This window comes from Flavobacterium sp. W21_SRS_FM6, from assembly GCF_052119645.1.
In the GTDB taxonomy this organism is placed as follows: domain Bacteria; phylum Pseudomonadota; class Gammaproteobacteria; order Enterobacterales; family Alteromonadaceae; genus Paraglaciecola.
Genome location: NZ_JBGQOM010000003.1, coordinates 35,185 through 59,576, shown reverse-complemented (window position 1 = coordinate 59,576; position 24,392 = coordinate 35,185). Strand labels below are relative to the sequence as shown.

General features: G+C 42.5%; 22 protein-coding genes and 1 pseudogene. 11 read left to right on the top strand and 12 right to left on the bottom strand.

Annotation, left to right across the window (positions count from 1 at the left end; translation table 11 throughout):
• Positions 1–7: 7 nt before the first annotated feature.
• A complete protein-coding gene (locus ACEN2L_RS06240; protein WP_441742556.1) occupies positions 8–820 on the bottom strand; it encodes a DUF2145 domain-containing protein in 813 nt (270 codons plus the stop codon).
• 3 nt (positions 821–823) lie between these two features.
• Positions 824–1,183: a hypothetical protein gene (locus ACEN2L_RS06235; RefSeq protein ID WP_306022743.1), complete on the bottom strand. Its 360-nt coding sequence runs from the start codon at positions 1,181–1,183 to the stop codon at positions 824–826.
• Between the two features lie 135 nt (positions 1,184–1,318).
• Here ACEN2L_RS06235 and ACEN2L_RS06230 point away from each other — a divergent pair, with 135 nt between their 5' ends.
• Positions 1,319–2,065: a helix-turn-helix domain-containing protein gene (locus ACEN2L_RS06230; protein ID WP_306022742.1), complete on the top strand. Its 747-nt coding sequence runs from the start codon at positions 1,319–1,321 to the stop codon at positions 2,063–2,065.
• 106 nt (positions 2,066–2,171) lie between these two features.
• Positions 2,172–2,642, top strand: coding sequence for a hypothetical protein (locus ACEN2L_RS06225; RefSeq protein ID WP_441742553.1), 471 nt, complete (start codon positions 2,172–2,174; stop codon positions 2,640–2,642).
• A gap of 65 nt (positions 2,643–2,707) precedes the next feature.
• Here the strand turns inward: ACEN2L_RS06225 and ACEN2L_RS06220 are convergent, their stop codons facing one another.
• Both ACEN2L_RS06220 and ACEN2L_RS06215 read right to left on the bottom strand, forming a co-directional pair.
• The gene (locus ACEN2L_RS06220; RefSeq protein WP_441743095.1) at positions 2,708–3,133 is read right to left on the bottom strand and encodes a methyl-accepting chemotaxis protein; all 426 of its coding nucleotides are present in this window, start codon (positions 3,131–3,133) and stop codon (positions 2,708–2,710) included.
• A 105-nt stretch (positions 3,134–3,238) separates the two neighbouring features.
• Positions 3,239–4,003, bottom strand: a pseudogene (locus ACEN2L_RS06215) (PAS domain-containing protein); the annotation flags it as partial.
• A 475-nt stretch (positions 4,004–4,478) separates the two neighbouring features.
• Between ACEN2L_RS06215 and ACEN2L_RS06210 the strand changes: the two are divergent.
• Together ACEN2L_RS06210 and ACEN2L_RS06205 are read left to right on the top strand one after the other, a co-directional pair.
• Positions 4,479–4,937, top strand: coding sequence for a pyridoxamine 5'-phosphate oxidase family protein (locus ACEN2L_RS06210; RefSeq protein ID WP_441742551.1), 459 nt, complete (start codon positions 4,479–4,481; stop codon positions 4,935–4,937).
• A 148-nt stretch (positions 4,938–5,085) separates the two neighbouring features.
• A complete protein-coding gene (locus ACEN2L_RS06205; protein WP_441742549.1) occupies positions 5,086–6,312 on the top strand; it encodes a mechanosensitive ion channel family protein in 1,227 nt (408 codons plus the stop codon).
• Positions 6,313–6,394: 82 nt separating this feature from the next.
• Here ACEN2L_RS06205 and chrA read toward each other — a convergent pair whose 3' ends face one another.
• A complete protein-coding gene (gene chrA, locus ACEN2L_RS06200) occupies positions 6,395–7,582 on the bottom strand; it encodes a chromate efflux transporter (protein ID WP_441742547.1) in 1,188 nt (395 codons plus the stop codon).
• Between the two features lie 26 nt (positions 7,583–7,608).
• Positions 7,609–9,498, bottom strand: a complete 1,890-nt coding sequence (locus ACEN2L_RS06195; RefSeq protein WP_441742546.1) for a glycoside hydrolase family 13 protein — start codon at positions 9,496–9,498, stop codon at positions 7,609–7,611.
• A 235-nt stretch (positions 9,499–9,733) separates the two neighbouring features.
• Between ACEN2L_RS06195 and ACEN2L_RS06190 the strand changes: the two genes are divergently transcribed.
• The 4 genes from ACEN2L_RS06190 (at position 9,734) to ACEN2L_RS06175 (ending at position 13,802) form a co-directional block, all read left to right on the top strand.
• Positions 9,734–10,588, top strand: a complete 855-nt coding sequence (locus ACEN2L_RS06190) for a YSC84-related protein (RefSeq protein WP_441742544.1) — start codon at positions 9,734–9,736, stop codon at positions 10,586–10,588.
• Between the two features lie 182 nt (positions 10,589–10,770).
• On the top strand, positions 10,771–11,664 hold the full coding sequence (locus ACEN2L_RS06185) for an acyltransferase (RefSeq protein WP_441742543.1): 894 nt from the start codon (positions 10,771–10,773) through the stop codon (positions 11,662–11,664).
• Between the two features lies 1 nt (position 11,665).
• Positions 11,666–12,571: an acyltransferase gene (locus ACEN2L_RS06180; RefSeq protein ID WP_441742541.1), complete on the top strand. Its 906-nt coding sequence runs from the start codon at positions 11,666–11,668 to the stop codon at positions 12,569–12,571.
• Complete coding sequence (locus tag ACEN2L_RS06175; RefSeq protein WP_441742539.1) at positions 12,561–13,802, top strand: mechanosensitive ion channel family protein; 1,242 nt, start codon at positions 12,561–12,563, stop codon at positions 13,800–13,802. The genes ACEN2L_RS06180 and ACEN2L_RS06175 overlap by 11 nt, the downstream gene beginning before the upstream one ends.
• A gap of 14 nt (positions 13,803–13,816) precedes the next feature.
• Here ACEN2L_RS06175 and ACEN2L_RS06170 read toward each other — a convergent pair whose 3' ends face one another.
• Entirely contained in the window at positions 13,817–14,014 is a 198-nt protein-coding gene (locus ACEN2L_RS06170; RefSeq protein ID WP_306022733.1) for a hypothetical protein, read from the bottom strand.
• Positions 14,015–14,310: 296 nt separating this feature from the next.
• Between ACEN2L_RS06170 and ACEN2L_RS06165 the strand changes: the two genes are divergently transcribed.
• Together ACEN2L_RS06165 and ACEN2L_RS06160 are read left to right on the top strand one after the other, a co-directional pair.
• Positions 14,311–15,096, top strand: a complete 786-nt coding sequence (locus ACEN2L_RS06165) for a DUF2884 family protein (protein ID WP_441742537.1) — start codon at positions 14,311–14,313, stop codon at positions 15,094–15,096.
• Between the two features lie 34 nt (positions 15,097–15,130).
• Entirely contained in the window at positions 15,131–15,946 is an 816-nt protein-coding gene (locus ACEN2L_RS06160; protein WP_441742535.1) for an SDR family oxidoreductase, read from the top strand.
• 69 nt (positions 15,947–16,015) lie between these two features.
• Here the strand turns inward: ACEN2L_RS06160 and ACEN2L_RS06155 are convergent, their stop codons facing one another.
• The 3 genes from ACEN2L_RS06155 to ACEN2L_RS06145 all read right to left on the bottom strand — a co-directional run bounded on the left by ACEN2L_RS06155 (position 16,016) and on the right by ACEN2L_RS06145 (position 18,712).
• A complete protein-coding gene (locus tag ACEN2L_RS06155; protein ID WP_306022730.1) occupies positions 16,016–17,437 on the bottom strand; it encodes a sodium-dependent transporter in 1,422 nt (473 codons plus the stop codon).
• A 112-nt stretch (positions 17,438–17,549) separates the two neighbouring features.
• Positions 17,550–18,293 carry an SDR family NAD(P)-dependent oxidoreductase gene (locus ACEN2L_RS06150; RefSeq protein WP_441742532.1) on the bottom strand — a complete coding sequence of 248 codons (744 nt, stop codon included), beginning with the start codon at positions 18,291–18,293 and terminating at the stop codon, positions 17,550–17,552.
• Positions 18,290–18,712, bottom strand: coding sequence for a thiol-disulfide oxidoreductase DCC family protein (locus ACEN2L_RS06145; RefSeq protein WP_441742530.1), 423 nt, complete (start codon positions 18,710–18,712; stop codon positions 18,290–18,292). Before ACEN2L_RS06145 ends, ACEN2L_RS06150 begins: the two co-directional genes overlap by 4 nt.
• A gap of 309 nt (positions 18,713–19,021) precedes the next feature.
• Here ACEN2L_RS06145 and msrA point away from each other — a divergent pair, with 309 nt between their 5' ends.
• Positions 19,022–19,567 (top strand): peptide-methionine (S)-S-oxide reductase MsrA, encoded by a 546-nt coding sequence (msrA, locus tag ACEN2L_RS06140; protein ID WP_306022727.1) that lies wholly within the window; start codon positions 19,022–19,024, stop codon positions 19,565–19,567.
• 62 nt (positions 19,568–19,629) lie between these two features.
• Here msrA and ACEN2L_RS06135 read toward each other — a convergent pair whose 3' ends face one another.
• Together ACEN2L_RS06135 and ACEN2L_RS06130 are read right to left on the bottom strand one after the other, a co-directional pair.
• Positions 19,630–20,757, bottom strand: a complete 1,128-nt coding sequence (locus ACEN2L_RS06135) for a hypothetical protein (RefSeq protein ID WP_441742528.1) — start codon at positions 20,755–20,757, stop codon at positions 19,630–19,632.
• Between the two features lie 271 nt (positions 20,758–21,028).
• On the bottom strand, positions 21,029–24,256 hold the full coding sequence (locus ACEN2L_RS06130; protein ID WP_441742526.1) for a glycoside hydrolase family 2 TIM barrel-domain containing protein: 3,228 nt from the start codon (positions 24,254–24,256) through the stop codon (positions 21,029–21,031).
• Between the last annotated feature and the right edge of the window lie 136 nt (positions 24,257–24,392).

Below are 24,392 nucleotides of genomic sequence, written 5' to 3'. Positions count from 1 at the left end.
GCTAACACTAGCCTTCGATTATTTGGGTCGTGCCATCGCTGTAAAAAGTGACCATGGTATCGACCAAGCCATACTGATTTAAATATTTCGCGATAGTGGTAAAGGTAGCAGTGGCAACTTTGCCTTTGTGATCTTTGGTGCTAATGTCGTCTTGAAACATTGAGCCTAACATTAACTTAAAGCCGCTAGTGTGCACGCGTTGTGCCGTAAAATAAGCCGAGGCATTGGCTTTTAATTTTTGAATATCAGTTGTTTGATAAATCGCGGCGTTGAGTAAATCCAAGGTATATTCAGTGCAATTTTGAAATTGCGAATTAAAAGGGTTGGCCAATACTGAATATCGTTCGTTGTGTAATACCTTATCGTCTCCAGCGCTGATTAATGCAATCAGTCGAGTTTGAATTTCTTGGGTCGGAATTATGATCCCAGCTTTTAAGTCATGGGCACCCCAGAAAAAGTCTACCGGATAGTCGGTGATTAATTGACTTTTATCTACTTCACCGTCTTTTTGATACAAGTTATGAATCGCATATCCTTGGATGACCTCACCGCTGTCTAAGGTGATATCTGAATATATCGCCACAGCGGTATGGGTAAACTGAATGCCTTTGGGTAAGTCTTTTTGGGGACGGCCTACTCTGGCTATAATAAAGGCTCGCGCGCCTTGTGCTGCAGCATATTTTTCAACATCTTTGGCAAAACTCACTATTTGCTGTGGTTCGTGGCTTGGCGCTTGATTTGCTTTGCTGCCTGCTTCGGCTAGTGGTGACAGAGTAGTCACCACTAAGCCGGCAAACATCACAAGATGTTTGATATTCATCACTTACTCCTTACCAGTGTGTTGAGTCGTGGTGTTTTGGATAATGATAACTTGGTTGGGGGCAGGATCTGCGGTAACAGTTGTTTCACTGATAACTAGTGGGCCTTGGTGGGCATGGCTGCTTTTAATCTTATTGCCAGATTCAGCGATAAGACTGCCGGTAGCCAAACTGGCCCCGCCGGCAATTACTAAAGGTGCTGCCACTACTACACTGGCGACTTTAGCTGTTGACGCTACGCCCTCTGTGACAGCTAATACACTGTGTTTGCTCGCTTGAGCGCTGTGATTGACTGAACCCTCAGCGTGTAAGGTAAAGGTGCTACAAGAAAGGCTAAGAACAAATAATGCGTTAAACAATTTCATGGTAAGTCCTTGTTAAGTTGCGTCTGACATCAGACGAAACAACAATATGCTTAGGTAGCACTACTGTAAACGACCTTGAAATATGTATACTAAAGCAACACCAAAAGTATAGTAATACGCTACTAGTGAGTAAAAATGAGCCAAATTAATCAAATTCGCAATACCTTAAAGCAGTTGCTTCGTGAGCGCCAACTCACCTATAAAGATATTGCTGAAAAGCTCGATATGAGCGAAGCCAATATTAAACGGATATTTTCCACCAATAGCTTTACCTTGGAGCGGCTTGAGCAAATTTGTGAATTACTGCAAATGAGTTTGTCTGACTTATTCATCATTGCGCAAAAACAAACCCAGCAGTTAAGCCAGTTAACTAAAGAACAAGAGATGGAACTATTAGCCGATACCAAGCTTCTGCTGGTGGCTGTGTGCGTGCGAGATGCTTGGACCTTTGATGAAATAATTGACTATTATGCCATTGATAAACATGAGTGTATCCGCTTACTCGCTCGCTTAGATAGGCTTAAAATTATCAGTTTATTGCCCAACAATCATTTTAAATCCCTTATTGCTCAGGATTTTCGTTGGATCCCTGGCGGCCCTTTAGAAAAATTTATGGAGCAAGAGGTGATGGTTAAATTTATGGCACCCAAAAAAGAAGAGCCGTGGACCTTTCGCTTTTATTTACGTGGGCGGTATTCACAAACCTCTATCGATATCATTCAACGCAAACTCAATCAGCTCACTAAAGAAGCCGCTGTGCTTAATCAAGAAGATGCTGATTTGCCTTTACACCAACGACAACACTTTGGTTTGCTGATGGCCATGCGCCCATGGGAGCCTTCGCTATTTGAAAATTTGCGTAGGCCGCAAAAAGCGACATGAAGCAAAAATAATAAGCGGTATTGAAGTCATAAACAGGGTAATATTTATAACCTATCTCTCGTTTTTTAAGCATATTGGTCATTATCTATTGCCAAAAAGGATGTTCATGACGTTTATTGTAAAGTCGCTTTCTATTATTTCTCTGCTGTTAGCTGCGGGCCAGGCCAATGCCGCTGGCTCTTATTCTTTTGGGCTAGGTTTAGGCACACTGTACAGTGGAGTCGGCGCGAATGTCAGCATGCTATCTGATGTTGATATGAAGTACCTATCAGTAGGGTGTTTAGGTTATAGCACTTATGCGGGTTATACCTGTGGTGCTGGTCTTGGCTGGATTAAAACCGATTTATTTGGCGCAGACTCCAATAACCATGGTTTAGGTGTTTATCTTGGCGCTGTAGGGTCAGAGCGCACAGATTATAATCAAAGCGAAATCGTCAATGGGGTAGGCATTGGGTATTACTATTTTTTCAATGGAATATCCGCAGGCGGTACCAATTTGGGTATTGCTGCGGTGACCGGTAATGGAAAATACGATTCTGGAAGCGGCCTTATATTTCAACTAGGTTATCAATTTTAATATCATGGGATGACGAACTACATTTGCCTGTCCAGAAGCAACAGGCAAATGTAGTTACTACCTACTTACAGTAATTTAGATACCGTCTTAGAAACGTTTAATGCTCCCTCTCTTATCTCGCTAATAACATTTGATACTTGCGATATTTGGTTGTTATTGAGCTCTGTACTGGATCGCACTTTAGCCATAAAGTCGTTCACTTTTGATGTTAAACCCTCGTTTGTTTTAACAACCTGTTCAATTTCAGCGGTCGATTTACTGGTTCGGGCTGCCAGTTGTCTGACTTCGTCTGCAACAACGGCAAACCCTCTACCTTGTTCACCCGCCCGAGCCGCTTCAATCGCCGCGTTCAACGCTAGCAGATTAGTTTGATCCGCAATGCTACCAATGGTGGAAACGATGGCGACAATATTTTTAGATTGCTCGTTTAATTGTTCTAATAACTGATTAGTTTGATTAACTTGCTCTACAATCGCATTTGAGTCATGCACTGATTTAGCCAACAAGTCTGCCCCACTACTGGCTATTTGTGCCGTTTCTTCGGCGGTCGAAAATGAAAGTTCTGCAGCTTGAATAACCGCTTTATTGCGGCTTTCTCGCTCGGTGGTATCTGCAGCAAACTTAATGATTTTGCATACTTGACCATTATCATCAACGATGGGGTTATAAGTTGCTTCAAGCCAAATTGTATTGCCACTGGCGGTGCGGCGTTCAAATAAACCGGTATTGAGTCTGCCATTGGCTAATTCAGACCAAAAGTTGGGATTATCTTGGTAGAACTTGTCATCACAAAACATACGGTGATGTTTGCCAATAATGTCATTCAAGTTATAACCCATGGTTTTTAAAAAATTATCGTTAGCCGTAATTATTTCGCCTTTTGGCGTAAACTCAATAATTGCCATCGAGGCATTCAGCGCAGCATCCACTCCACGCAATCGGTAATATTCTTGTTGCTTTTTAGTCACATCTGAAGCGATCTTATAGATGTATAACAATGAACCGGAGTCATCAGTGACAGGAAAGTAAGTTGCTTCAAGCCATAAATCATCGCCAGCTTTGGTTTTCCTTAGAAAGGTGCCAGACAATTGATTTTTCTCTCGCAATTTTCGCCAAAAATCTTGATATTGCAGGGTATTTGTCACACTAGCAGGGCAAAACATACGGTGATGTTGATTGGTAATTTCTTCTAGGCTGTAACCCGTCGCTGCGAGAAAGAGAGGGTTAGCTGAAATGACTTTTCCTTCAGGAGTGAATGAAATTGTCGCAACATAATTTTCAATCGACTTAACTAAATATCTTAAGGCTAGATGGTTTGGATCTAACTCTGGTGGGGTGGCTTTGGCACGGTTGAAAAACATATTGACCTCATTCATTCAATAAATAAACATAACTTGGTTAAATGTGACAAATAAGACACTTGTGACATGTAGTGTGCTGTAGATAAAACGAAATTACAAGTGAATTAGATCAATTTCGATCTTACAAGCGGGTGGCTTATGCGGCCCTATGGATGCGTGTCAGTAAGGTAACGCTTAAAAAAATCCTGCGTTGAAGCGTTAACTCGGGGTAAAAAGCGTTATTTTCTGATCTGCAGTGGAGGGTATAGGAGCCATCTGCTCTTTCGAACTTACGACGCCACTCTGTAAATTTTTCACGTTCCGCCCATCATTAAAAAGCGTATTTAATTGGCTTCAATCCTAATTCTCTTTATAAGTAATTGTATTTTATGTTTATTTTTAATTTAAAAATGGCTGGATCGCTTTGTGCAGTTAGTTATCTATGGGCCTACGTAAAGGCCATTATTGTCAAAACTTAAAATGAGAGGAGTACGATATGTCGAACGAACTTAAAAAAGAGTTATGGGATAATATTGCTGAGCAAGGTTTTGTTATGGTGGGTTTAAGCCAAGCTGACCAACATAGTGAGCCAATGCACGCGCACGTCGATAAATCCAAGCCACATTCACTGTGGATCTATACCACCAAAGACAACAGAGTCGCCACGGGTGGCAAATCCATGATTCAATTCGTTAGCAAAGGTCATGATCTCTTCGCTTGCATGTTAGGCCAACTGTCTGAAGAATCAGATACCTCACTGATAGATAAGTTTTGGTCAAGCGGTGTTGAAGCATGGTATGAAAAGGGCAAAGAGGACGACAGTTTATTAATGATGCGCTTTGACCTCAACAATGCTGAAATCTGGACCCAAGACGCAAGCATCACAGGCAAAATAAAACTGGCTACTGGCGCCACTATTGAACCTGAAGACCTCGGTGAGCATGCTGTGGTTTAGCAAAACAGGCATTGCTGTGCCTTACGCGCTGCAATGCTAAGCCTCTATCACGTTGAGAACGAGGGCTGTACCATCGATAATGTAAATAGATTATTGTGCTCGAAATTGATTTTCGATCTCTATGCGTATTTCTTTAGGAAGCAACACCATGCTTAAGCCTCTGCCATTACTTTTGTTATGTGTTTTAATCACTCAGTCCTTGTTTGCGCAGTCACTGCAACTGTTCGATACGACAAACTCCATTCAAACCCAGACACTTGATGGAGATCAGCAGAATGAGACAAATGACACAAAAGAAGAAGGTAGTTTATTTACTCCTCTTGGCGACCCGTCTGTCACGGAAGAAACCAGCCTAATTTGGCACGACATGCAATTAAATTGGCAGCTTTTTTTACAAAAGTTACCGATGATAGGTGTTGGGCTGGCGATGTTCATTTTGATTTTTATACTTGCCCGCCCACTTTCAGAATTGTTAGTTAGACCAATTTCTTTTGTCAGTACCAGTCAATTGATCCGCTTAGTCACACGGCGGCTGATTAGCATCCTGTTTATTCTCTTTGGATTTTATTTATTTTTACGATTTGCTGGTTTAAGTGAATTTGCAGTAGCCGTGCTTTCGGGTACTGGGGTGATTGGCTTAATAATTGGTTTTGCTTTTAAAGATATAGCCGAAAATTTTATTTCAAGCTTACTTTTGAGTATTCAGAAACCCTTTAAAATTGATGACGTTATTGAAGTCGAAGGTCGTATAGGGGTGGTTAAACAGGTAACGGCAAGAGCAACGACCTTGGTGGATTTTGATGGTGATCATATTCAAATTCCTAACGCCACAGTGTATAAAAATATTATTCGCAATCTCACCGCTAATCCTAAGTCTCGGGGCAAGTTTGTGATTGGTATCGGTTATGACTCCAGTATTATTGAATCGCAAAAAATTGCCATGGACGTCCTAAACAATACTGATGCAGTGTTGCAAGACCCAGAGCCACAGGTGCTGGTTGACGTATTGGCTTCATCGACAGTGAACCTTAAAGTGTATTTTTGGATTAATACCCATAGTCATAGTTTGTTGAAGGTCTCATCGTTTTTAATGCGAACCATTATGCGAGAATTCGAAAAACGTGGCATAAGTATGCCTGATGATGCCCGCGAGATTATATTCCCCCAAGGCATTGTGGTGCATCAAGCAACTGAAGCCGACAAAAGTCTTAATGTGAAACCTACACCGATGATTAGCCACGAACCTATCATCGACGATTCGTCCATTGATTTACAAGACAATGAGCATGAAGAAGATCTCGCCAGTGATGCCGATGATATCCGTCAGCAAGCTAAAGAAGCGCGGGATCCCGAAAAAGGTCAGAACATTTTATAATGATTAGATCGTTGAAATTAGCCGATTCGTTTACATGAGAGTAGGGCTTACTATGCTGCACGGCGCTTGCTACACAGGAAACTTACCGCAAGATGGAGGTATAAGCACAGGCCAGCAGCATTATCAGTAGTACCGGCCATTTTAAAAAACGGTATAACACCAATAAAACGAGGATAAGCAGCGCATCACTGTATTGTTGCACTGCGTGACTTACCATTGGGTTGACCCAAGCACTAAACAGTAAACCAACAACGGCAGCGTTAATGGCGGTCATTGCGCCATTAAATGCGGGACGAGCTGACAATACCGCCCATTGTTGATGCAGGGCATACATGAGTAATAAGCCAGGCAAGAATATGCTTATTGTTGCCACGCAGGCTCCTGTTAAAGGAGAGTCCGGCATCATGTTCGCCCCTAAAAACGTGGCAATACTAAACATCGGGCCTGGCACTCCTTGCGCCGCCCCGTAAGCAAGTAAAAATGAATCAGGCGTAACGCTAGTCCCGAGGTTTTGTTGCAATAAAGGTAACACCACATGTCCACCACCAAATACTAAGCTACCACTTTGATAAAACCGCCCCGCGATATCAAAAACACCGAGGGCCATATCGGGGTAAAAATAGCGAACTAAAGCACTGGCAATAAATAATATGACAAATATCGTCAATGCAATTGTGGTCTTAACATAACGGCGCTGCACGGGCGCCAAAATTGCACCCCTGGCAAAATGCCTTTGCCCAACGAATCCGATAAATGCGGCCACACTCAACAGCACAATTTGTGAATAAACACTATTAAAACACAAGAGAATTACAGCAACAGTCAATGCCATCCATCGCGTAACAACAGTACGGCAAAATTGTTGGGCCATGGTCAATATGGCGTCAGCAACCACAGCCACGGCAAGTAACATGAGGCCCGCAATGATATTGTGAACCCACTGAGCTGCAGTGGGTGAGTGCATGTAATTAGCAAGTGCCAACATGATACAGAATGAGGGTAAGGTAAAACCTAAAAAAGCAGTGAGGCCTCCAGCTAGACCCGCTCGGTGTAAGCCAATTGCAAAACCCACCTGACTGGATCCTGGGCCGGGCAAAAATTGACTGGCGGCCACAAGCGTGGCGTAATTTTCTTGGCTTAGCCATTTTAAACGTTTAACAAAGGTCGCTTGAAAATAGCCAATATGCGCCGCGGGGCCTCCAAAGCTAATACAGCCCAAAGCAAAAAAGCGCCAAAAAATGTTGAGAAGATTACTGAGCACGCCGTCCATCAATTAAGCTAACATGACAATTGTTGCTATTTTGGCTGACATTCCAACATTAGCCAAGCCCGCGCAGGAATACTGACTTCGTTTAGCCCAGAATACTGTTGGCCGCTCAGAACATCAGTAAACAAACAGGTATCAGGTGCAAGCTCTTCATAGCGAGCGCTATCAAGGGCCACTGGCTGGTCATTTTTACTCAAAAACACCCATAGCTGATTATGTGTTGAACCGTGCTTTTCCCCTCGAACATAGCTATAAACGCCATCTTGTGGAAAAAAATGCGTCATGCTGCCATGACTAATTGCAAGATTATTTTTACGATAGTTTAAAAGGCGGCTTAGCAAAGATTGTGCTTGGCGTTGTTGTGCACTTAAACCTTGGCCTGTAAAGGCACTCCTTGCATCTTCATCCCAACCACCTGGAAAGTCACTGCGCACCAGCCCATCATCTCGTTGTTTGGGGCTTTGCATCAGGATTTCTGTGCCATAAAAAAACTGTGGAATACGGGGTAAGGTCGTCATCAATACCATGGCTTGTGCGAATTTGTGGACGTCCTCATCGAGTAATGAAAAGAGTCTGGCAGTATCGTGATTGCCTTCAAATAGCACCAGTTTTGTAGGGTCTGGATAAATACCGTCATTAGCTAATGATTGATAAAGTTTAATCCAGCCTGTATCCCAGCTTTCTTCTTCGTTTAGCGCAGCCAACATCCCATAGTAATTCGGAAAATCCATCATGCTGGGCATTGTGCCCTCATATCCATCGATGTTTGTTTTGTCTTGTTGCCAATAAGCCACAATCAGCGGATTAGCACTCCACTCTTCACCAACCATAGTAAAATTAGGGTATTCGTTCAGTATGCTATTGGCCCACTGACTCAAAAAGGTTTTGTCTGCATAGCTATAAGTGTCTTCGCGTATGCCAGATAGTCCGGCGTATTCAATCCACCAAATACTATTTTGGATCAGGTAGGTGGCTAACAAAGGGTGCTGTTGATTTAAGTCGGGCATGGTGGGCACAAACCAACCTGCGACAAAAGCGCTTTTATCGATGTTGGCGCTGTAAGGATCTTGCACGGTCTGACGAGCATGATTAGTAGGGCTAAAAGCAGCGTTGTTATTGATCCAATTGGCGTCGGGCACATCTTTCATCCACCAGTGTTCGATACCAATATGGTTCAACACTATATCTTTAATAACGCCAATGCCCTGTACTTTCGCTTTACTAACAAAGTCGCGGTATGTGGCATTGTTGCCAAAGCGAGGATCAATGCGATATAAATCGGTTGCGGCATAACCATGATACGAATATGCGCCACTATTGTTCTCTGTTAAAGGCGTTGACCAGATCTGGGTAAACCCCATATCGTGAAGATAACTCAGTGCATTGCTTATACCTTGAATATCGCCACCATGGCGACCATTCGGTTCACTCCTGTTGGGCAACTCAAGGGTCTCTTTACTGGCATCGTTTGTGGGATCACCGTTGGCAAATCTGTCAGGTACCAACAAATAGATGGCATCGCTTTGATTAAATCCCTGTCTCTCAGCGGAACCAGCTTCGCGGGCTTTTAGTTCATATAAATAGCGAAATGGGCTGCTACTTGTCGGGCTATAAAATTCCAGAGTAAGTTGTCCAGGTTGAGTGTCTGGGGCAATATCTAAGGTGACAAACAGATAATTCGGATTGTCCACCTGCTCGGTATTGAGAATAGTGACATTTGAATAGGAGGTTGTGACCGTGGTTCGACCAATGTTTTCACCGTATACCATGAGTTGCACTTGTTGATTTGCCATACCGGTCCACCAAAAGAGCGGTTCTACTCGTTCAATCGGTGTGGCTGAAGCCGCCGAGCTATAAGTAATTAACCCATATAAAAGGGCACTTTTTATCATCCTGAAATAACCGTTAAATTGGCTCACTCCGTTTTTCCTGATTTTTTATTACATTGAAGCCAGTGTAATCGTAGCGACTATCAATGGCGATTTGTTGCAAACGTATGTAATGAAATAACGTGATATTGGGGCTAGCAAGTACATACATAGCGAGCTAGAAAAAACGTCAACGCATCTGTGTAAGATTTACCTTTATCCGTAGTGAAAAAGTAACAATATCAAGAGTGATGCATAGCGTGGTACCGAATAACGCGGCAGAAGCGTGTTGGCGTCACGCTACTATGAGCCTCTATGTGCCTATGCTCTAGCCTTTATTTGCATCGCTGAGTTTAGCTTCACTGCCACGCAAAGCCAGTATTTATCCGCTTGTCACACTGCATTTTCCGGTCGGGGTGAAGCGGCGCACTTAGATAATCTGCAAACTCAGCAGGGTTTACATAAAGCTTGGATTGATAATTGCTTCTGCTTGGACAAAGCGGATTTTTATTCATGCCAAAACAATGTTGAGTCATGGTTGAAAAGCGCCAAACCCGAGGAGAAGAGTATGCAAGTAGTAAATTGTTATCGTAGTCTAGCTTTTGTTTTGATGTGTTTAGGCCTATCGAGCTGCGCAAGTAGTTCAGGTGAAAACGTCAATCAGCAGCGCCAAGTGGTACTGGAAATGCGGGCTAAGGTCCTTGATGAGTTGTTTGTGTTAAAGCCCAGTGTTGAACAGCAAATTATGAGTGCTGCAGGATATGCGGTGTTTGATAACACTAACGTTAATGTGCTGTTAGCCAGTTTTGGTGGTGGTTATGGTGTGGTTAAAAATAATGCTACAGGTGCGCAAACGTATATGAAAATGGCAGAAGTGGGCCTAGGTATAGGCGCAGGCGTTAAAGACTTTCGCGTTATCTTTATTTTCCACAATCAAGCGGTGTTAGATCGATTTGTAAATCAAGGCTGGGCTTTTGGTGCTCAAGCGGATGCAGCGGCAAAAGCGGGAGAAAAAGGCGGCGCTGCAGGTGGTGAAGTAACGGTGGACAATATGACCATTTATCAAATCACTAAAAATGGATTAGCCTTGCAAGCAACGATAAAAGGAACCAAATACTGGCCTAATGACGAACTAAATTAGATCTTTCGGATAATTCGCTAGCCAAATGTCTTAAAGATTTTGGCTACGCACTCGTCTAGCCGTAACTTGTCTAAAAACAAGCAATAGCATCCTGCCTCAGATGATTTTTTGCTACTGCTTAAACACCGTTTTGGTTTACACTTGCTGCTGTTTTTGACGAAGTTAGGTTATTTTTGGCAGTTATGCACGTATTTATCGGAATTTTATCATCCCTCTTTTATTTTATTAATACTGTTTTTTGGGTTACGCCAATCTTGATCATGTCGATTTTGAAGATTATCCCCATTAAGCCTTGGCGTACGTTTTTATCGTATTTCTTAGACGGCTGCGCTACTGCTTGGATCAGTATTAATAAGCTCAATCAAAATCTATTTTCGAGAACCCATTTTAATGTCAGCGGCGTTGATGGTTTAACCCATAAAGATTGGTATTTGATTATTGCGAATCATGCCTCTTGGGTTGATATTTTGGTATTGCAGCGAGTTTTTAATCGTAAAATTCCATTTTTAAAATTCTTCCTTAAAAAGGAACTCATCTGGGTGCCATTTTTAGGTTTGGCGTGGTGGGCCTTAGATTTTCCATTTATGCGCCGCTATAGCAAAGCTTTTATCGCCAAGCATCCCCAATTAAAAGGCAAAGACTTAGAGGCAACGCGCAAGGCCTGCGAGAAATTTCGTTTCAAACCCGTCAGTATCATGAACTTTGTTGAAGGCACGCGTTTTACACCCCAAAAAAATGCGGCACAAAACACCTCTCTGGAATGTTTGCTAAATCCTAAAGCGGGGGGCATGGCCTACGTTTTAAGTGCAATGGGTGATAAGTTACATAAGTTACTAGATATCACGATACACTACCCACATGGGATCCCGAGTTATTGGGATTTTGTATGTGGCAGGGTGCCCCAAATCAATGTTCATGTGGCGGTCTTTTCAATAGAAGAGCTGGTAAATAGCGGCGTATTTGGTATGGATTATTTTGACAATCCAGAGCAACGTGAAATATTCCAAGTATGGCTTAGCCAATTGTGGAAGCAAAAAGACCAAGAACTTAAAAAACTAGCCATGAGCCAAAAGTAGTATGTTGCGTTTCCTACCTGCTTTTTTGTTATTTCCTTTGCATCTGTGCCTGCAACTAATCAATATTGCTTTTTGGGGCGTGTTGATTATTTTATTCGGCATAATCAAACTGCTCTTACCCTTCAGTGTGGTGGTTAAACCGGTTAATTTATTAATTAATTTTATGTTGTGTGCGTTTGGCAAGCTCAGTGTGAAATTGATTAAACAGACCAATCGTATCCAATTTGACTATGTGGTTGAAGGCAAGCTGAGTAAAGACGAATGGTATTTGATGATGCCAAATCATCTAAGTTGGTTGGATATTGTTATCTTGACTGAATTTGCCGCCGATCGGATCCCGGCACCTAAATTTTTTCTTAAAAAAGAGCTGATTTGGCTGCCCTTTGTGGGCTTAGGAGCATGGGCCTTAGATATGCCTTTCATGCGCCGCTATAGCAGTGCGTTTGTTGCCAAAAATCCGCATTTAAAGGGCAAAGATATTGAAACCACAAAACAATTTTGTGAAAAATTTAAAAAGATGCCGACCACAGTAATTAACTTTGTTGAAGGCAGCCGCTTTACCAGCGAAAAACATCGTCTTCGGCAAAGCCCCTATCAAAAACTTTTGCCGCCAAAAGCAGGGGGGATTGCGTTTACCCTAGCGGCTATGGGGGAGTTGTTTACCAGTATTTTGGATGTGACCATTGTGTATCCCAATACCAAAGGTAGCGCCATGTTGGCGATGTTAGGCGGTAAGCTGAGCAAAGTTGTATTAAGAGTTAAAGTGTTAGATGTGCAAGAAGGCATTATTGGTGACTATTTTGAGAATGAGCAGTTTCGCATAAATTTTCAGTCATGGCTAAACCACGTATGGCTCGAAAAAGATCAATTAATTTGCAACCTAGATGGAAAACCCAGTGAAAGCTAACGACCTCATAACGCAAGCCTTTATCGATAGTTTTGCCTACTTTGGCATTAAGGTGACGCAGACTGGTTTGTTATTTCAGCTTAGCGCCTTGTTTGTTATTTTCTGTCTTGCTTGGCTTAGCTTTAAAATGACCCGCGTGTTTTTAAGCGGCAATGTGACGCAGTTGATACTGCGTACTAAAAATACTTTCGATGACGAATTACACAAACATAACTTCTTTCGTCGGGCCAGCCATTTAGCACCTGCTTTATTGATCCACACGCTTTGCCCTTTGTTTATTAGTCGTCCGCTTTTACTCAACTTCTTGCAAAAAGTAGCGATTATTTATGCGCTGATCACCATGGTGAGAATGATAAGTGCGCTGTTAAACACCATCGAAGATACCTATAACGCGTCGAACTTAGCCAAAAAGGCACCTATTACCGGCTTTATTCAAGTAGGTAAATTGTTTGTCATCATCGTTGCTTTGGTACTGGTGATATCCAGTATACTTGATAAGTCGCCCTTATTACTTTTGTCTGGTTTGGGTGCAGTCACTGCTATATTACTGTTACTTTTCAGAGATACGATTTTAGGTTTTGTTGCAGGTATTCAAATAGCGGCTAATCGCATGGTCAATACCGGCGATTGGATATCGATGCCAAAATTTGAAGCCGATGGTGAAGTGCTACAAGTGGGTTTAACTACGGTTAAAGTACAAAATTGGGACAAAACCATCACCACCATCCCGACGTACGCGTTAATCGCAGAGCCAGTCAAAAACTGGCGAGGAATGAGTGAATCCGGTGGACGGCGAATAAAACGTGCGATCAATATTGATGTGCAAAGTGTGCAGTTTTGCGATGAGCAGATGTTAGAAGACTTCGCGAAAATTCGCTTTATCAAAACCTATATCCAAAAGAAAAAAGATGAACTGCAAGCCTTTCATAGCGAACAAAAAATCGATACACAAGACTTAGTCAATAGCCGACGCTTAACCAATATAGGCACGTTGCGCGCCTATGTGCAGGCATATTTAGCCAATCATCCTAAATTGAATCAAGACATGACGTTAATGGTTAGGCAGTTGCCACCTACCGAATTGGGTTTACCTTTAGAGATCTATTGTTTTAGTGCAGATAAAAATTGGGTTAACTATGAAGGGATACAGGCTGATATATTTGACCATCTATTGGCTATTTTGCCTGTTTTCAAACTAAGAGCCTATCAACGTATGAGCGACAGGCCCTAGAATAACGCTAAAAGCTAAGCGATGGCTAAAGCGTAACTAAATACCGCGCAAAGCACTAAACCAGTCAAACCGAAAAAGCCGTATTCAACTTTGGTTTTCATCGATGCGGTAGCGGCAGGCTGAGCAAATACGCCCATAATAATACTGCTAACACCTAGTACAAATGAAATTACCATTAACAAAAAAATCAGTGGTTCGACCCAGTTACTCATTAAATTTACCCTTAAGACGCTAGTGCCTATGAATGTACGTCAAATTGTAAGCTATCTTCAGGGCCTATGACAATTTTTTCCCATATTTTTAGCGTATTTAGCTGCCATCTATATTAAAACCAAGAGTATTGTCTTTTACACTAATAATTCGTCAATTACGCTACTTACTTTAATGTTTACAGCAAATATAAGGTAATGGCGCAGGGCAACTTATTGATAAATATGAATAAAAATAGTTGGCTTAGGCTTTGCTCTAGTTAAGTCATATTAATCAAAAAACGCTCTTGGAGAATATCATGCGTACCTTATTACTGGCTGGCTTATTGACTTTAACCACTACTACTTACGCTGCGGCGAACGAATGCGACATTAGTTTTGAGGGTAGCCTTCAATTAGAAAAGAGTGTGTTGAGTATTGAAACTGACGATCACAGCAAAATCGTGATTAATCAAGCCAACCAACTTTTTGTTAATGGCGAAAAAATTGCGTTATCTCGTTACCAACAAAGTTTAGTTTCTGATTATTATGCGGGTATTTATGCTGCAGCTCCTCAAGCGGCCGCCATAGCGAGCGATGCTATAAAATTGGCCAGTGTCACCGTTAACGAGGTTTTCTATGAGTTGCTTGGTGGTGAAAGTGATGCAATTCATGATTTAACTAGCAAACTGGATGAGTTAGGCGATCAAATTCACATGAATTTTTACGCCAGTAATGGCGAAATACGTTTAAATTCGGATAGTTTCAATGACGGTAATTTTTTAGGGCAAGACTGGGAGGACGAATTTGAGAATGTCATAGAACAAGTAGTCTCAAACTCTATGGGCCACCTACTCATTTCTATTGGTAGTGAAATATTATTTAGCGGCGGCGATATGGATGCTTTTGAGCGTAAAATGGAGCGGTTTGGGCAAAGCATTGAACAGCGAGTAGAGTTTCAAAGTAGCGCATTAGAAGCGAGAGCTGATTCCTTGTGTTTAAGCTTGGTAGCCATTGATGAAGTAGAAGAAAAATTACAGGACTCAATAAGTGCACTATCTGACTTGGACGTGGTGCAAATTAAGACAAGACCACAGGCCATGTGATAATTTAGGGCTTTAGGGTCTAAGTCATTATGTCATGCAAATATCTATCGTGGGTTGCGGTTGGTTAGGCCAACCTCTTGCTCAACAATTATATCAATGTGGTCACAGTATTGTGGCCACAACTCGTTCTGAAGAGAAGCGCTTTGTTTTTCAGCAGCAAGGTTTTCAAGGGCTTATCTATCACTTAGGTGATGCATGTCAAAGTGACGGCTTTTCGTTAATTGTTCAATCTTCTTTGCTTATCGTTAACTTGCCTCCGGGTGGTCGACAAATTCAAGCAGCATCATATATTAAAAACATCTGCCAGCTCATTACTCAAGCTCGCCTACAAGGAGTGAGTAAGCTTATTTTTATCAGTACAACCGCAGTTTATGGCGAGTTAGAAGGTGAGCTCAATGAGCGGAGTTGTATAGCGCCAGTCACTGAGTCAGCCAAGGCCCATAAGATTATCGAGCAACATGTAGTGGCCGAGTTTGCGCAGCAGGCCTGCATACTCAGGTTAGCCGGACTGGTAGGCCAAGACCGGCATCCCGCTAAGTACTTAGCGGGTCGTCATGATATTGCTCTTGGTTCGCAACATGTTAATTTGGTTCATCAACAAGATGTCATCCAAGCTATTGAAAGTATCATTCGTAATGAGGCTTATGGGCATATTTACCACTTATGTGCTCATGATCACCCTAGTCGCCGTGATTACTATCACTGGGCATGCGCTAAACTTGCATTGCCTTTGCCCGAATTTATCGAAGAGTTGCACCCTTCAACTGGAAAACAAATTAACGCAAGCTGGACCTGTCAAACCCTAGGGATCGTGCTCAACTATCCCAGCCCTTACGACATGCTTAATTAGGGATTTTGCTCAGGTACAAACAACAAGGCCAAGCAAAAGCTTGGCCTTGTTGTTTGTTATGTTGAGTGCTTAACCAATTAGCGCGGTACCAAAAAATTTCAGCGCCACCGTATTGATAAAAATGACAAATAAAATGAATGGAATAAAGGTGCCAACAGAGAAGTTAATATAACGTTCTAACAGGCTGCCTTTGAAGCTTGGCGCACCTTGTTCAAGTTCTTCATTAAATCCTTTTTTCTTCCAGCGATAGCGCACAAATAAACAAATCAACAAACCGTTTAAGGGCAAGATAGTGTCGTAAAACACATCATAAACTAAATCAAAAAATGACTTAGATGAGCCGGCGTAATGCATAAAGTTAGAGAAAAAGTCAAAAAAGCCGAAAGAAAATGCGCACATCAAAGAGAATATCACCAGTAGCGCGCCACATAATAATAATGACCCTTTTCGACTGTAGTTTTTCTCACTCATAAGGGACGCTACAGGCACTTCAAAGATTGAAACTAAAGAGGTAATTGCAGCAAAAAAGACCAATAAAAAGAATAAGCTAGCGACGATGCTTGCGCCTACATAACCTAATGAATTTTGCAGTTCTAAGAAGATTTGTGGCAAATAAGAGAAAATCATCGAGATAGACGATTCGCTTAGTTCATCTGGGTTTACATTAGGATTAAACGAAAAAATAGCAGGTAAAATCATTAAACCGGCAGCAAAGGCAACGGCGGTATCCGTCAATGCAACCAGCTTAGCAGAAGTGGGTAAATTGGCTTTTTTATCAATATAGCTACCATAAGTGACCATAATCCCCATACCCAAAGACAAAGAGAAAAAGGCTTGTGACAACGCGCCGTTTACCACTCCAGCATTGATTTTATCGAAATCCGGAACAAGATAATATTCAACCCCCGCAAAGGCGTTGTCGCGAGTCAGGACAAATACAACCAGCACCAACAGCATGAAAAATAAGGCAGGCATTAAAATTTTTGCTGCTTTTTCGATACCTTCTTTTACGCCCCCTTGTAAAATTAAATACACCAGCGCCAATACACCTGCCATGTAAGCAAATAAACTATTGCCAGAAATAAACGCGCCGAATGTGTCGGCTTGGGCCAGCACATCTAAATTACCTAGAACGGACTCAACCAAGTAGCCAAATATCCACACGGTAATAACTAGATAGAACACAGCAATCATGAAGGGCGTTATAATGGATAACCAACCTGCTAAGCGCCAACCGGGGCTTGCATTAGATAATGCAGTGTAGGCACCAAGAGGATCTTTTTGGCTCGCGCGGCCAGTGGTCATTTCGGCGATCATCACAGGTAAACAAATAAAAAATACAAATAGGGCATACATTACTAGAAATGCACCACCACCATTTTTGGCGGCACCAACGGGAAATCCAACGAGATTTCCAATACCCACTGCTGAGCCTGCAGCAGCTAAAATAAATCCGAGGCGAGAGCCAAATTGTTCGCGAGAAGCGCCCATGTAATTACCTGTATTATTATTGTAGTTGGCGCTGATGTTAACAGCACCCAATAAAAAAGTCTTTTGCTTCAGTAATCGCGTTTAAAAAAAATAGCAAAAAAACTTTACAGGCCTACCAAGGTATCGTTTTTCCTTGCCAATCAAGGTAGTAAGGGCCATCTTGTGCATGCAAATCATCAAGTTGAGACAATAATTGCTGAGCGGTAAAGTGTGCACTGAAGAGTTTTTCAGCTTTAACATTTGACTGAAAGGGCTTAGATAATGAGGTATCTACTGTTCCTGGGTGATAACTCACTAAGGTCACGTTTTTTGCACGTCGTTGCAGCTCAATTTGAGCACTTTTAATCAACATATTTAAGGCTGCTTTTGAGGCGCGATAGCCATACCAACCTCCAAGGCGGTTGTCGCTGATACTGCCTACTCTTGCCGTTAAAAATATGACTTTGGCTTGATGTTGACCTTTCACAAGGGGCTCAAGTGCTTTTAACCAAAGCGCGGGGATAATTGTGTTAACGTGGAAGTAATGGTGCAATTGCTCAGCATGTACGTCCTCTAAGCGTTTTTCCGGCTGAATGTTCACCCCAGAAACGGTTTTGTCATGCAAGGTGCCAATGCAGCACACAACCGTAGAAAAGAGGCCGCCTAATTGAGCTAGCTTGTGGCAGCATGCGCTAATGCTGGTTTCATTGTGCTCAGCGATGCCGTGGTAGTTTACCTCTTCAATAAGGTTCGCTGGTAAAGAGCGAGAGATACCGTGCACTTCAGAGTGTTTTTGGGCTTTTACAAGTTCACCCAATATTGCTTCACCAATTCCCCCTGAGGCACCGATGACCAAAGCTTTGTGTTGGATATTCACGGTCTCTCCTCCTTGTTTGGTCGGCACACTTCACAGTCATTGGCAGCGACAGATCGTCGTTTGCCAGTTAACCAGAAAGACAGAGTGTAGCGGTGTTTAGCAAATACCAAATAAGCCTTATCTGCAAACCATCGAATTACAGGCCAGCGCAGTGGCGCATAAATCCAACCTTTACCAACTAATTTCCACGCTAGATAGGTCACATCTAAGCCGCTAATTAAACTGCCATCCGGCAACTGCGCATGAATCCGAGCGTTCAAGGCTGACCAGCTTAAATGGGGATAGTCACGGGCAAAGGCCGGCGTTTGAATATCCACAAATCCGAGGGTAGCGTGTTTATCGAGCTGCTTTAACTTGTTCATTTCTGCCATACAAAGTGGACAATAGCCATCGTAAAACACGGTTAATTGAGTATTCATTTGCTGGGGTCACTTAACTGCTATTAGTTCTACTGGTGTTTACGCGCTAAGCTCAAATTAGATTAGTTATTTAAAAAAAACACTGTGGCTAAGATTGGTGACTAGGTCATGGCTATTCGAAACGTTTTAAAATTTTCACAAGCCTATCTTAAACCGAATGAGTCTAGGGTTATAATAGGTCTTAACTATCTCGTTGATTGTGCACTTTTGGATTCAACAGTAGTAGGATAAATTTTTGTTTATGCTGGTCTTGATGTATCGAGACCGCGTAACTACATTGCGTCAGTAGTCATTTTTTAAGGAAACATTATGGCAAATATTCAACATGCAACCTTAGCCGGTGGCTGTTTTTGGTGTATAGAATCAGCCTTCAATAGTGTTGAAGGGGTAGAGTCTGCGTTTTCTGGCTACGCAGGTGGTCATAAAGTCGATCCTACCTATGAAGAGGTGTGTGAGGGTACAACGGGCCACGCCGAAGTGGTGAGAGTGAATTTTGATGCAGACAAAATTAGCTATCGAGATATTTTAGAAGTGTTCTTTGCCCTGCATAATCCCACGCAAATGAATCGTCAGGGTAATGATGTGGGTACGCAATACCGCAGTGAAATTTTTTATCATGATGCTGAACAAAAGAAAACGGCAGAGCAGATCATCGATGAAATCGAGTTAGAAGAGATCTGGTCTAATCCCGTGGTCACTGAAATTACTGAGCTGAAAACCTATTACCAAGCTGAAGATTATCATCAAGATTATTTTACTAATAATCCACAAAACCAATATTGCAACATGGTCGTGGCACCTAAATTAGCCAAATTTAAGAAAAAATTTGCCAGTTTACTAAAAAGCGCAGAATGATAGCTTGCTGCTTGACTCCATAATCAAGCAGCAATACGCATAGGTGAGCCCCTCAGTCTTGCCTATTCAAACCAATGAGCTTGGATGGGTAATCTAAACAGCAGTGGCGAAAAATTCTGGTAATTCTCTTTGTTTTGTAAGCACAAGATATTTTTAGGATAGGCCTCTTTCCAAGGGTCGTTGACCATCCATATAGTTTGTCCGATTACGGCCACTCCCTCTATCGAGGCATTGTCCATCTTTTCCCAATCTTGGCAGTTATCAGTCGAAGACGTAAGTTGCGCATAAAATTCAAGGGGGAGAATACGGGTTTCTTTGCTACCACTTAAGTCGATGAGCCATAATTTAGAATCATTGCGAGCTGAAGCAATCAGAAAATCTTGGCCCTCAGTTGTTTGATAATAATCCATGCCGTTAATGGGGTGATTACCCTTATCAAACTTGGGTAATTTAAGTTGTGGATCGTCAACACCGGCAAAGTCAGTACTCTGCCAAAAATGACTTGGCATGTTCAAAGAGAAAATCCGCGCTTGTTTGTGACTGTCTCGTTCAAGTCCTAAATATAACGTGCGGTTTTTCCCAAAAGCCATGGCTTCGATACCATCATTTGGCGTGTTGCCCACTTGCATTTCATCAGTAAATTGCAGCGGGCGAATATGCGTTATCAAAGCGCTGCTGTTGTCTTGGAGGGCAATGCGAACGAGCAAAAAAGGATACTGGCTTGTGTCTGTCTGCTGAAACGTATCACGGCATTGTGCGCTTAACTCGTCGTCATACGTGGCATCTTCAGTCACCATGTACAAAATAGTGTCGTCATCGGGATCAACTACTAGGGATTCTAAATCGGGGTTACGGCTCACATATCCGGCAAAACAATTTGCTTTGACCTCATCAGCCAATCGCAATTTTATACCACTATCAGGCATTTGCGCCGTGTTTGGCTCAATCGTTCTCAGACGCAAACGATGTTGTTCTAACGCGCTTCTGTCACTGAGTATCATTAATTGCTGACGCCAATTGACCAAGCCTGAGGGTTGAGAATCGAGCATGACACTACCATCAGGCTCAGTAATCCACTGACCATATACGGGAAAAACGGCAGCTTGTTTGGCAACGGGAGCTTCCACCTTAGCCGGTGAACACGAACTAAGCAGTACGCTTGCTAAAAGCGTCGTTACGATAAATTTCATCATCTTCCTAATAATAATCGAGCGTTTTCAACTGCAGAGTGTGCAGAAATGGTGGTGATGGCTAACCAACAGAACAGAAATTCTTGTTGAGCGCATCTGAGTCAACTCATATTAAAAGCCATTTTCCAGCAGGTCTATAGCTTAGAAAGTGAAATATTCAATTAAATCACGGTAGCAATGAAGGGGCCATGAAAGTACCTTGACCGCAAGGAAACGTTTAACATAAAAAACTGATACGAAAGGGCATGCCTCTTTCGTATCAGCCTATCAGTTACTTATTGGTATAAATGGGTTTGATGCTGAATCCATAACGATAATCGCGCCAAGGTAAGGTGTACTGATAAAGAGGGGAAGAGCCCCAAGAATCTGTGCCCGCTATACCTCGTTGTTTGTAATCGATATTGATAAAGATATGCTCTTTTTTGGGCAAATCATGCGGATGAAGCCCTTTTTTGTCAAATTGGTCGTAATCGTGTACATCATAAAACTGCGCGCCAAAACCAATCATCGGAAGACCTGTGACTTGCAAACCTTGTCCATCTTTGTTGGTAAAACTGACTTCACGCACGTCGCTGCGATAGCCATTCTCCTGAGGTCTGACATAAGGGAAGTACAATTCGTCAACCGACATGCTGTATCGACCCACTAGTGCGGAGGTTTTTCTGTCCCAGTAGTTTTCATGAGGCCCACGACCAAACCAGCTAACTTGGTCAAATTCACCGGGAATTTGCATTAAGTTCCCGATACGTGGCAGGGCTGACTGAAATTTATGCGGGGCAGCATAAAACCAATGATCAACGTCAACTTGGCCAGACGCTGACACAAGGTAAGTAGACAAATAACGACTTTCAACATCAGCAAGGTAATGCTCTGTTTTTATTTCAATTTGTTGGTCATTTAGTTGTTTCCAATTGAATTGAGTTAAGGTGCTGTGTTGACCTGCTAATTTCCAGACCTCTGCTTTTTTCGGGAACTGCTCACCGAAGTCATTATCGGTTGGCGCGCGCCAAAACTCAGGACGCAAAGCTGCTACAAGCATGTTTTTACCGGCTAAATCATAGCGGCTCAACCAGCCAGAGGTTTTGTCAAAGGCGATGGACGTTTTATGATTGTTGGATGTTGTTGCAATAAGCAGCTGTTGTTCGTTGTCTTGCACGTCAATAATGCCAGAAGCGAGTGCGGGTGATTCACTTCTCGCTGCGGGTTTTAAGGCCAGTTGGCTGCTAGCAACACTGAAGCCGGCAGGCAAGGCAACCGTGGCTTGTTTCGTTTTCCAAACAAAAATAGCAAAGTACTCGGTATTGGGGTTGGCTTTAAACTTCCAAGGCAATGTCAGCATAGTTTGCTGCTGAGGCGCGACGTTGACGGTATCAATTTTGCCAGACTCAATCAGCTCACCGTTCCCCTCAATACGCCATTCTAAATAAACGTCCGACAAAGACGTAAAATCTCGTTTATTGATGATGTTCACTTGGCCTTTTGACAAATCTTCAGCGGATACATCGATATACTGATATACCTTTCTGACTTCAAAAGCGTGGGGATTAGGCGAACGGTCAGCTGCCATCATTCCATTTGCGCTAAAGTTACCATCGTTGTACATGCCTTCGGTTTCCATGTCCCCGCCATAAGCCTTGTAAGTGCCGCCATCTGGCGTTGGCATGGCGAACGTTTGGTCAACCCAGTCCCATATAAAGCCGCCTTGCAACACCGGGTATTGTTCAATCAATTGCCAGTAATCGGCTAGGTTTCCCATAGAATTACCCATGGCGTGTTCGTATTCACATAAAATCAGAGGGCGCTGATAAGGTAACTCTGATTCAGTTAAGGCATAGTGTTTTAGGGTATCGATACTGGCGTACATTTGGCTGTACATATCAGTATGGCGGCGTGTCTGCGCTTGTTCAGACATAACCGGTATCGATGTTTTGGTTTTAAGCCAGTCGTACAAGGCTTCAATATTGGGGCCATCCCCACTTTCATTTCCAATAGACCAAATAACGACTGAAGGATGGTTTTTATCGCGTTCATACAGATTTTCTACCCGTGATAGGTAGGCCGCTTTCCACTCAGGCATATTGACCATGTGCTTACTTGGATCGTAAGAGTGCCCTTGATTAGACGCACCTATACCATGTGATTCAATATTGGCTTCATCAACCACATACATGCCATATTCGTCTGCAAGTTCATACCAGTAAGGGTCATTAGGATAGTGAGACGTTCGCACTGCATTGATATTAAATTGTTTCAGTAAGGCCATGTCTTGGCGCATTGATTCTCGGCTAATAACGTGGCCTGTATGCTCATCGTGTTCGTGACGATTAACGCCTTTAAACAAAACAGGTTTGCCATTAATTAGAACATTGCCATTTTTTAGTTCACTGCGTTTAAATCCGAGGCGAGTTCGCACGACTTGTTGCGTGCCACCTTGGTCATCTAACAAAGTTAGTGTTAAACCATAGAGGTGAGGCTGTTCGGCATTCCATGGGCTTACTTTACTAATACGTTGTTCAAAATTGACTTGCTGCTCTTGATCGCGAGTAAAGGCATCAATATTGATTGTTTTACTTAACACCGAAGCATGAGTAGCGTCACTTATATCCACTTTCAACTGATAGCCTTGCGCGGTGTTAGCGCTGTGGTTTTTGATAAGGGCGTTAAATGTCAGGTCGCCGTCAACAAAATCGTTTGTTAATCCTGCATCAGCATGAAAATCAACCAAGCGAACTTTGGGCGTTGCATATATATATACGTCACGTTCGATTCCGCTCAAACGCCACATGTCTTGAAGTTCCAGATAAGTGCCGTCGGACCATCGATATACTTCTAAGGCAATCTGATTTTTTCCAGCCTGCACATAGGGTGTGATGTCAAATTCAGCAGGGCTTTTAGAGTCCTGTGAGTAACCCACTTTTTCACCATTCACCCAAACGTAAAAAGCGGATTTTACGGCGCCAAAATAGGCAAATACCTGCTTGTCTTGCCAGTTGTCAGGAAGCTCAAACTCGCGTTTGTATGAGCCAACGGGGTTATTATCATTAGGCACCTCACCGGCCACAGGTTTGTCAGTAAAGTCCACCCGCATATTGATATAATTTGCTACGCCGTATCCTTCAAGTTGCCAATTTGACGGGACCTTAAGCTCTTTCCAGCCAGATACGTCATAGTCATTTTTATAAAAATCGATTGGTCTGTCGTCAGGGGCAGTGACGTAATTAAATTTCCACATGCCATTGAGGCTTAAGTAATTATCTTGTTCCCACGGTTCACTCACAAATTGGCCTGGGTCTTGTAAAAAGCTGTAAAAATGCGCGCGGGGGGCAAGCTTATTTTTTTGAAACACTTGCGGATTTTGCCAATCAGGTAAAGCCTTATTTGTTGTTGAAGTCATTGGTTGAGTTGCCTTGTCATGTGACGATAATTGAGGTGTTTGCTCACCGCAGGCTAGGAGCGTTAGCGCGGCCGAAAGTAATAAGCCTAGTTGAATTTTTTTCATTGGAGTCGCATTCTATTCTCAGGTAACGGGTTACGGTTAAGAATACTATTTATAGTATTATTAGGATCTCCTTACTTTAACGAATATTTGAATGCACATAAAGAGCAGCTAAAGCTTAATTTTTTCTTTCTATATA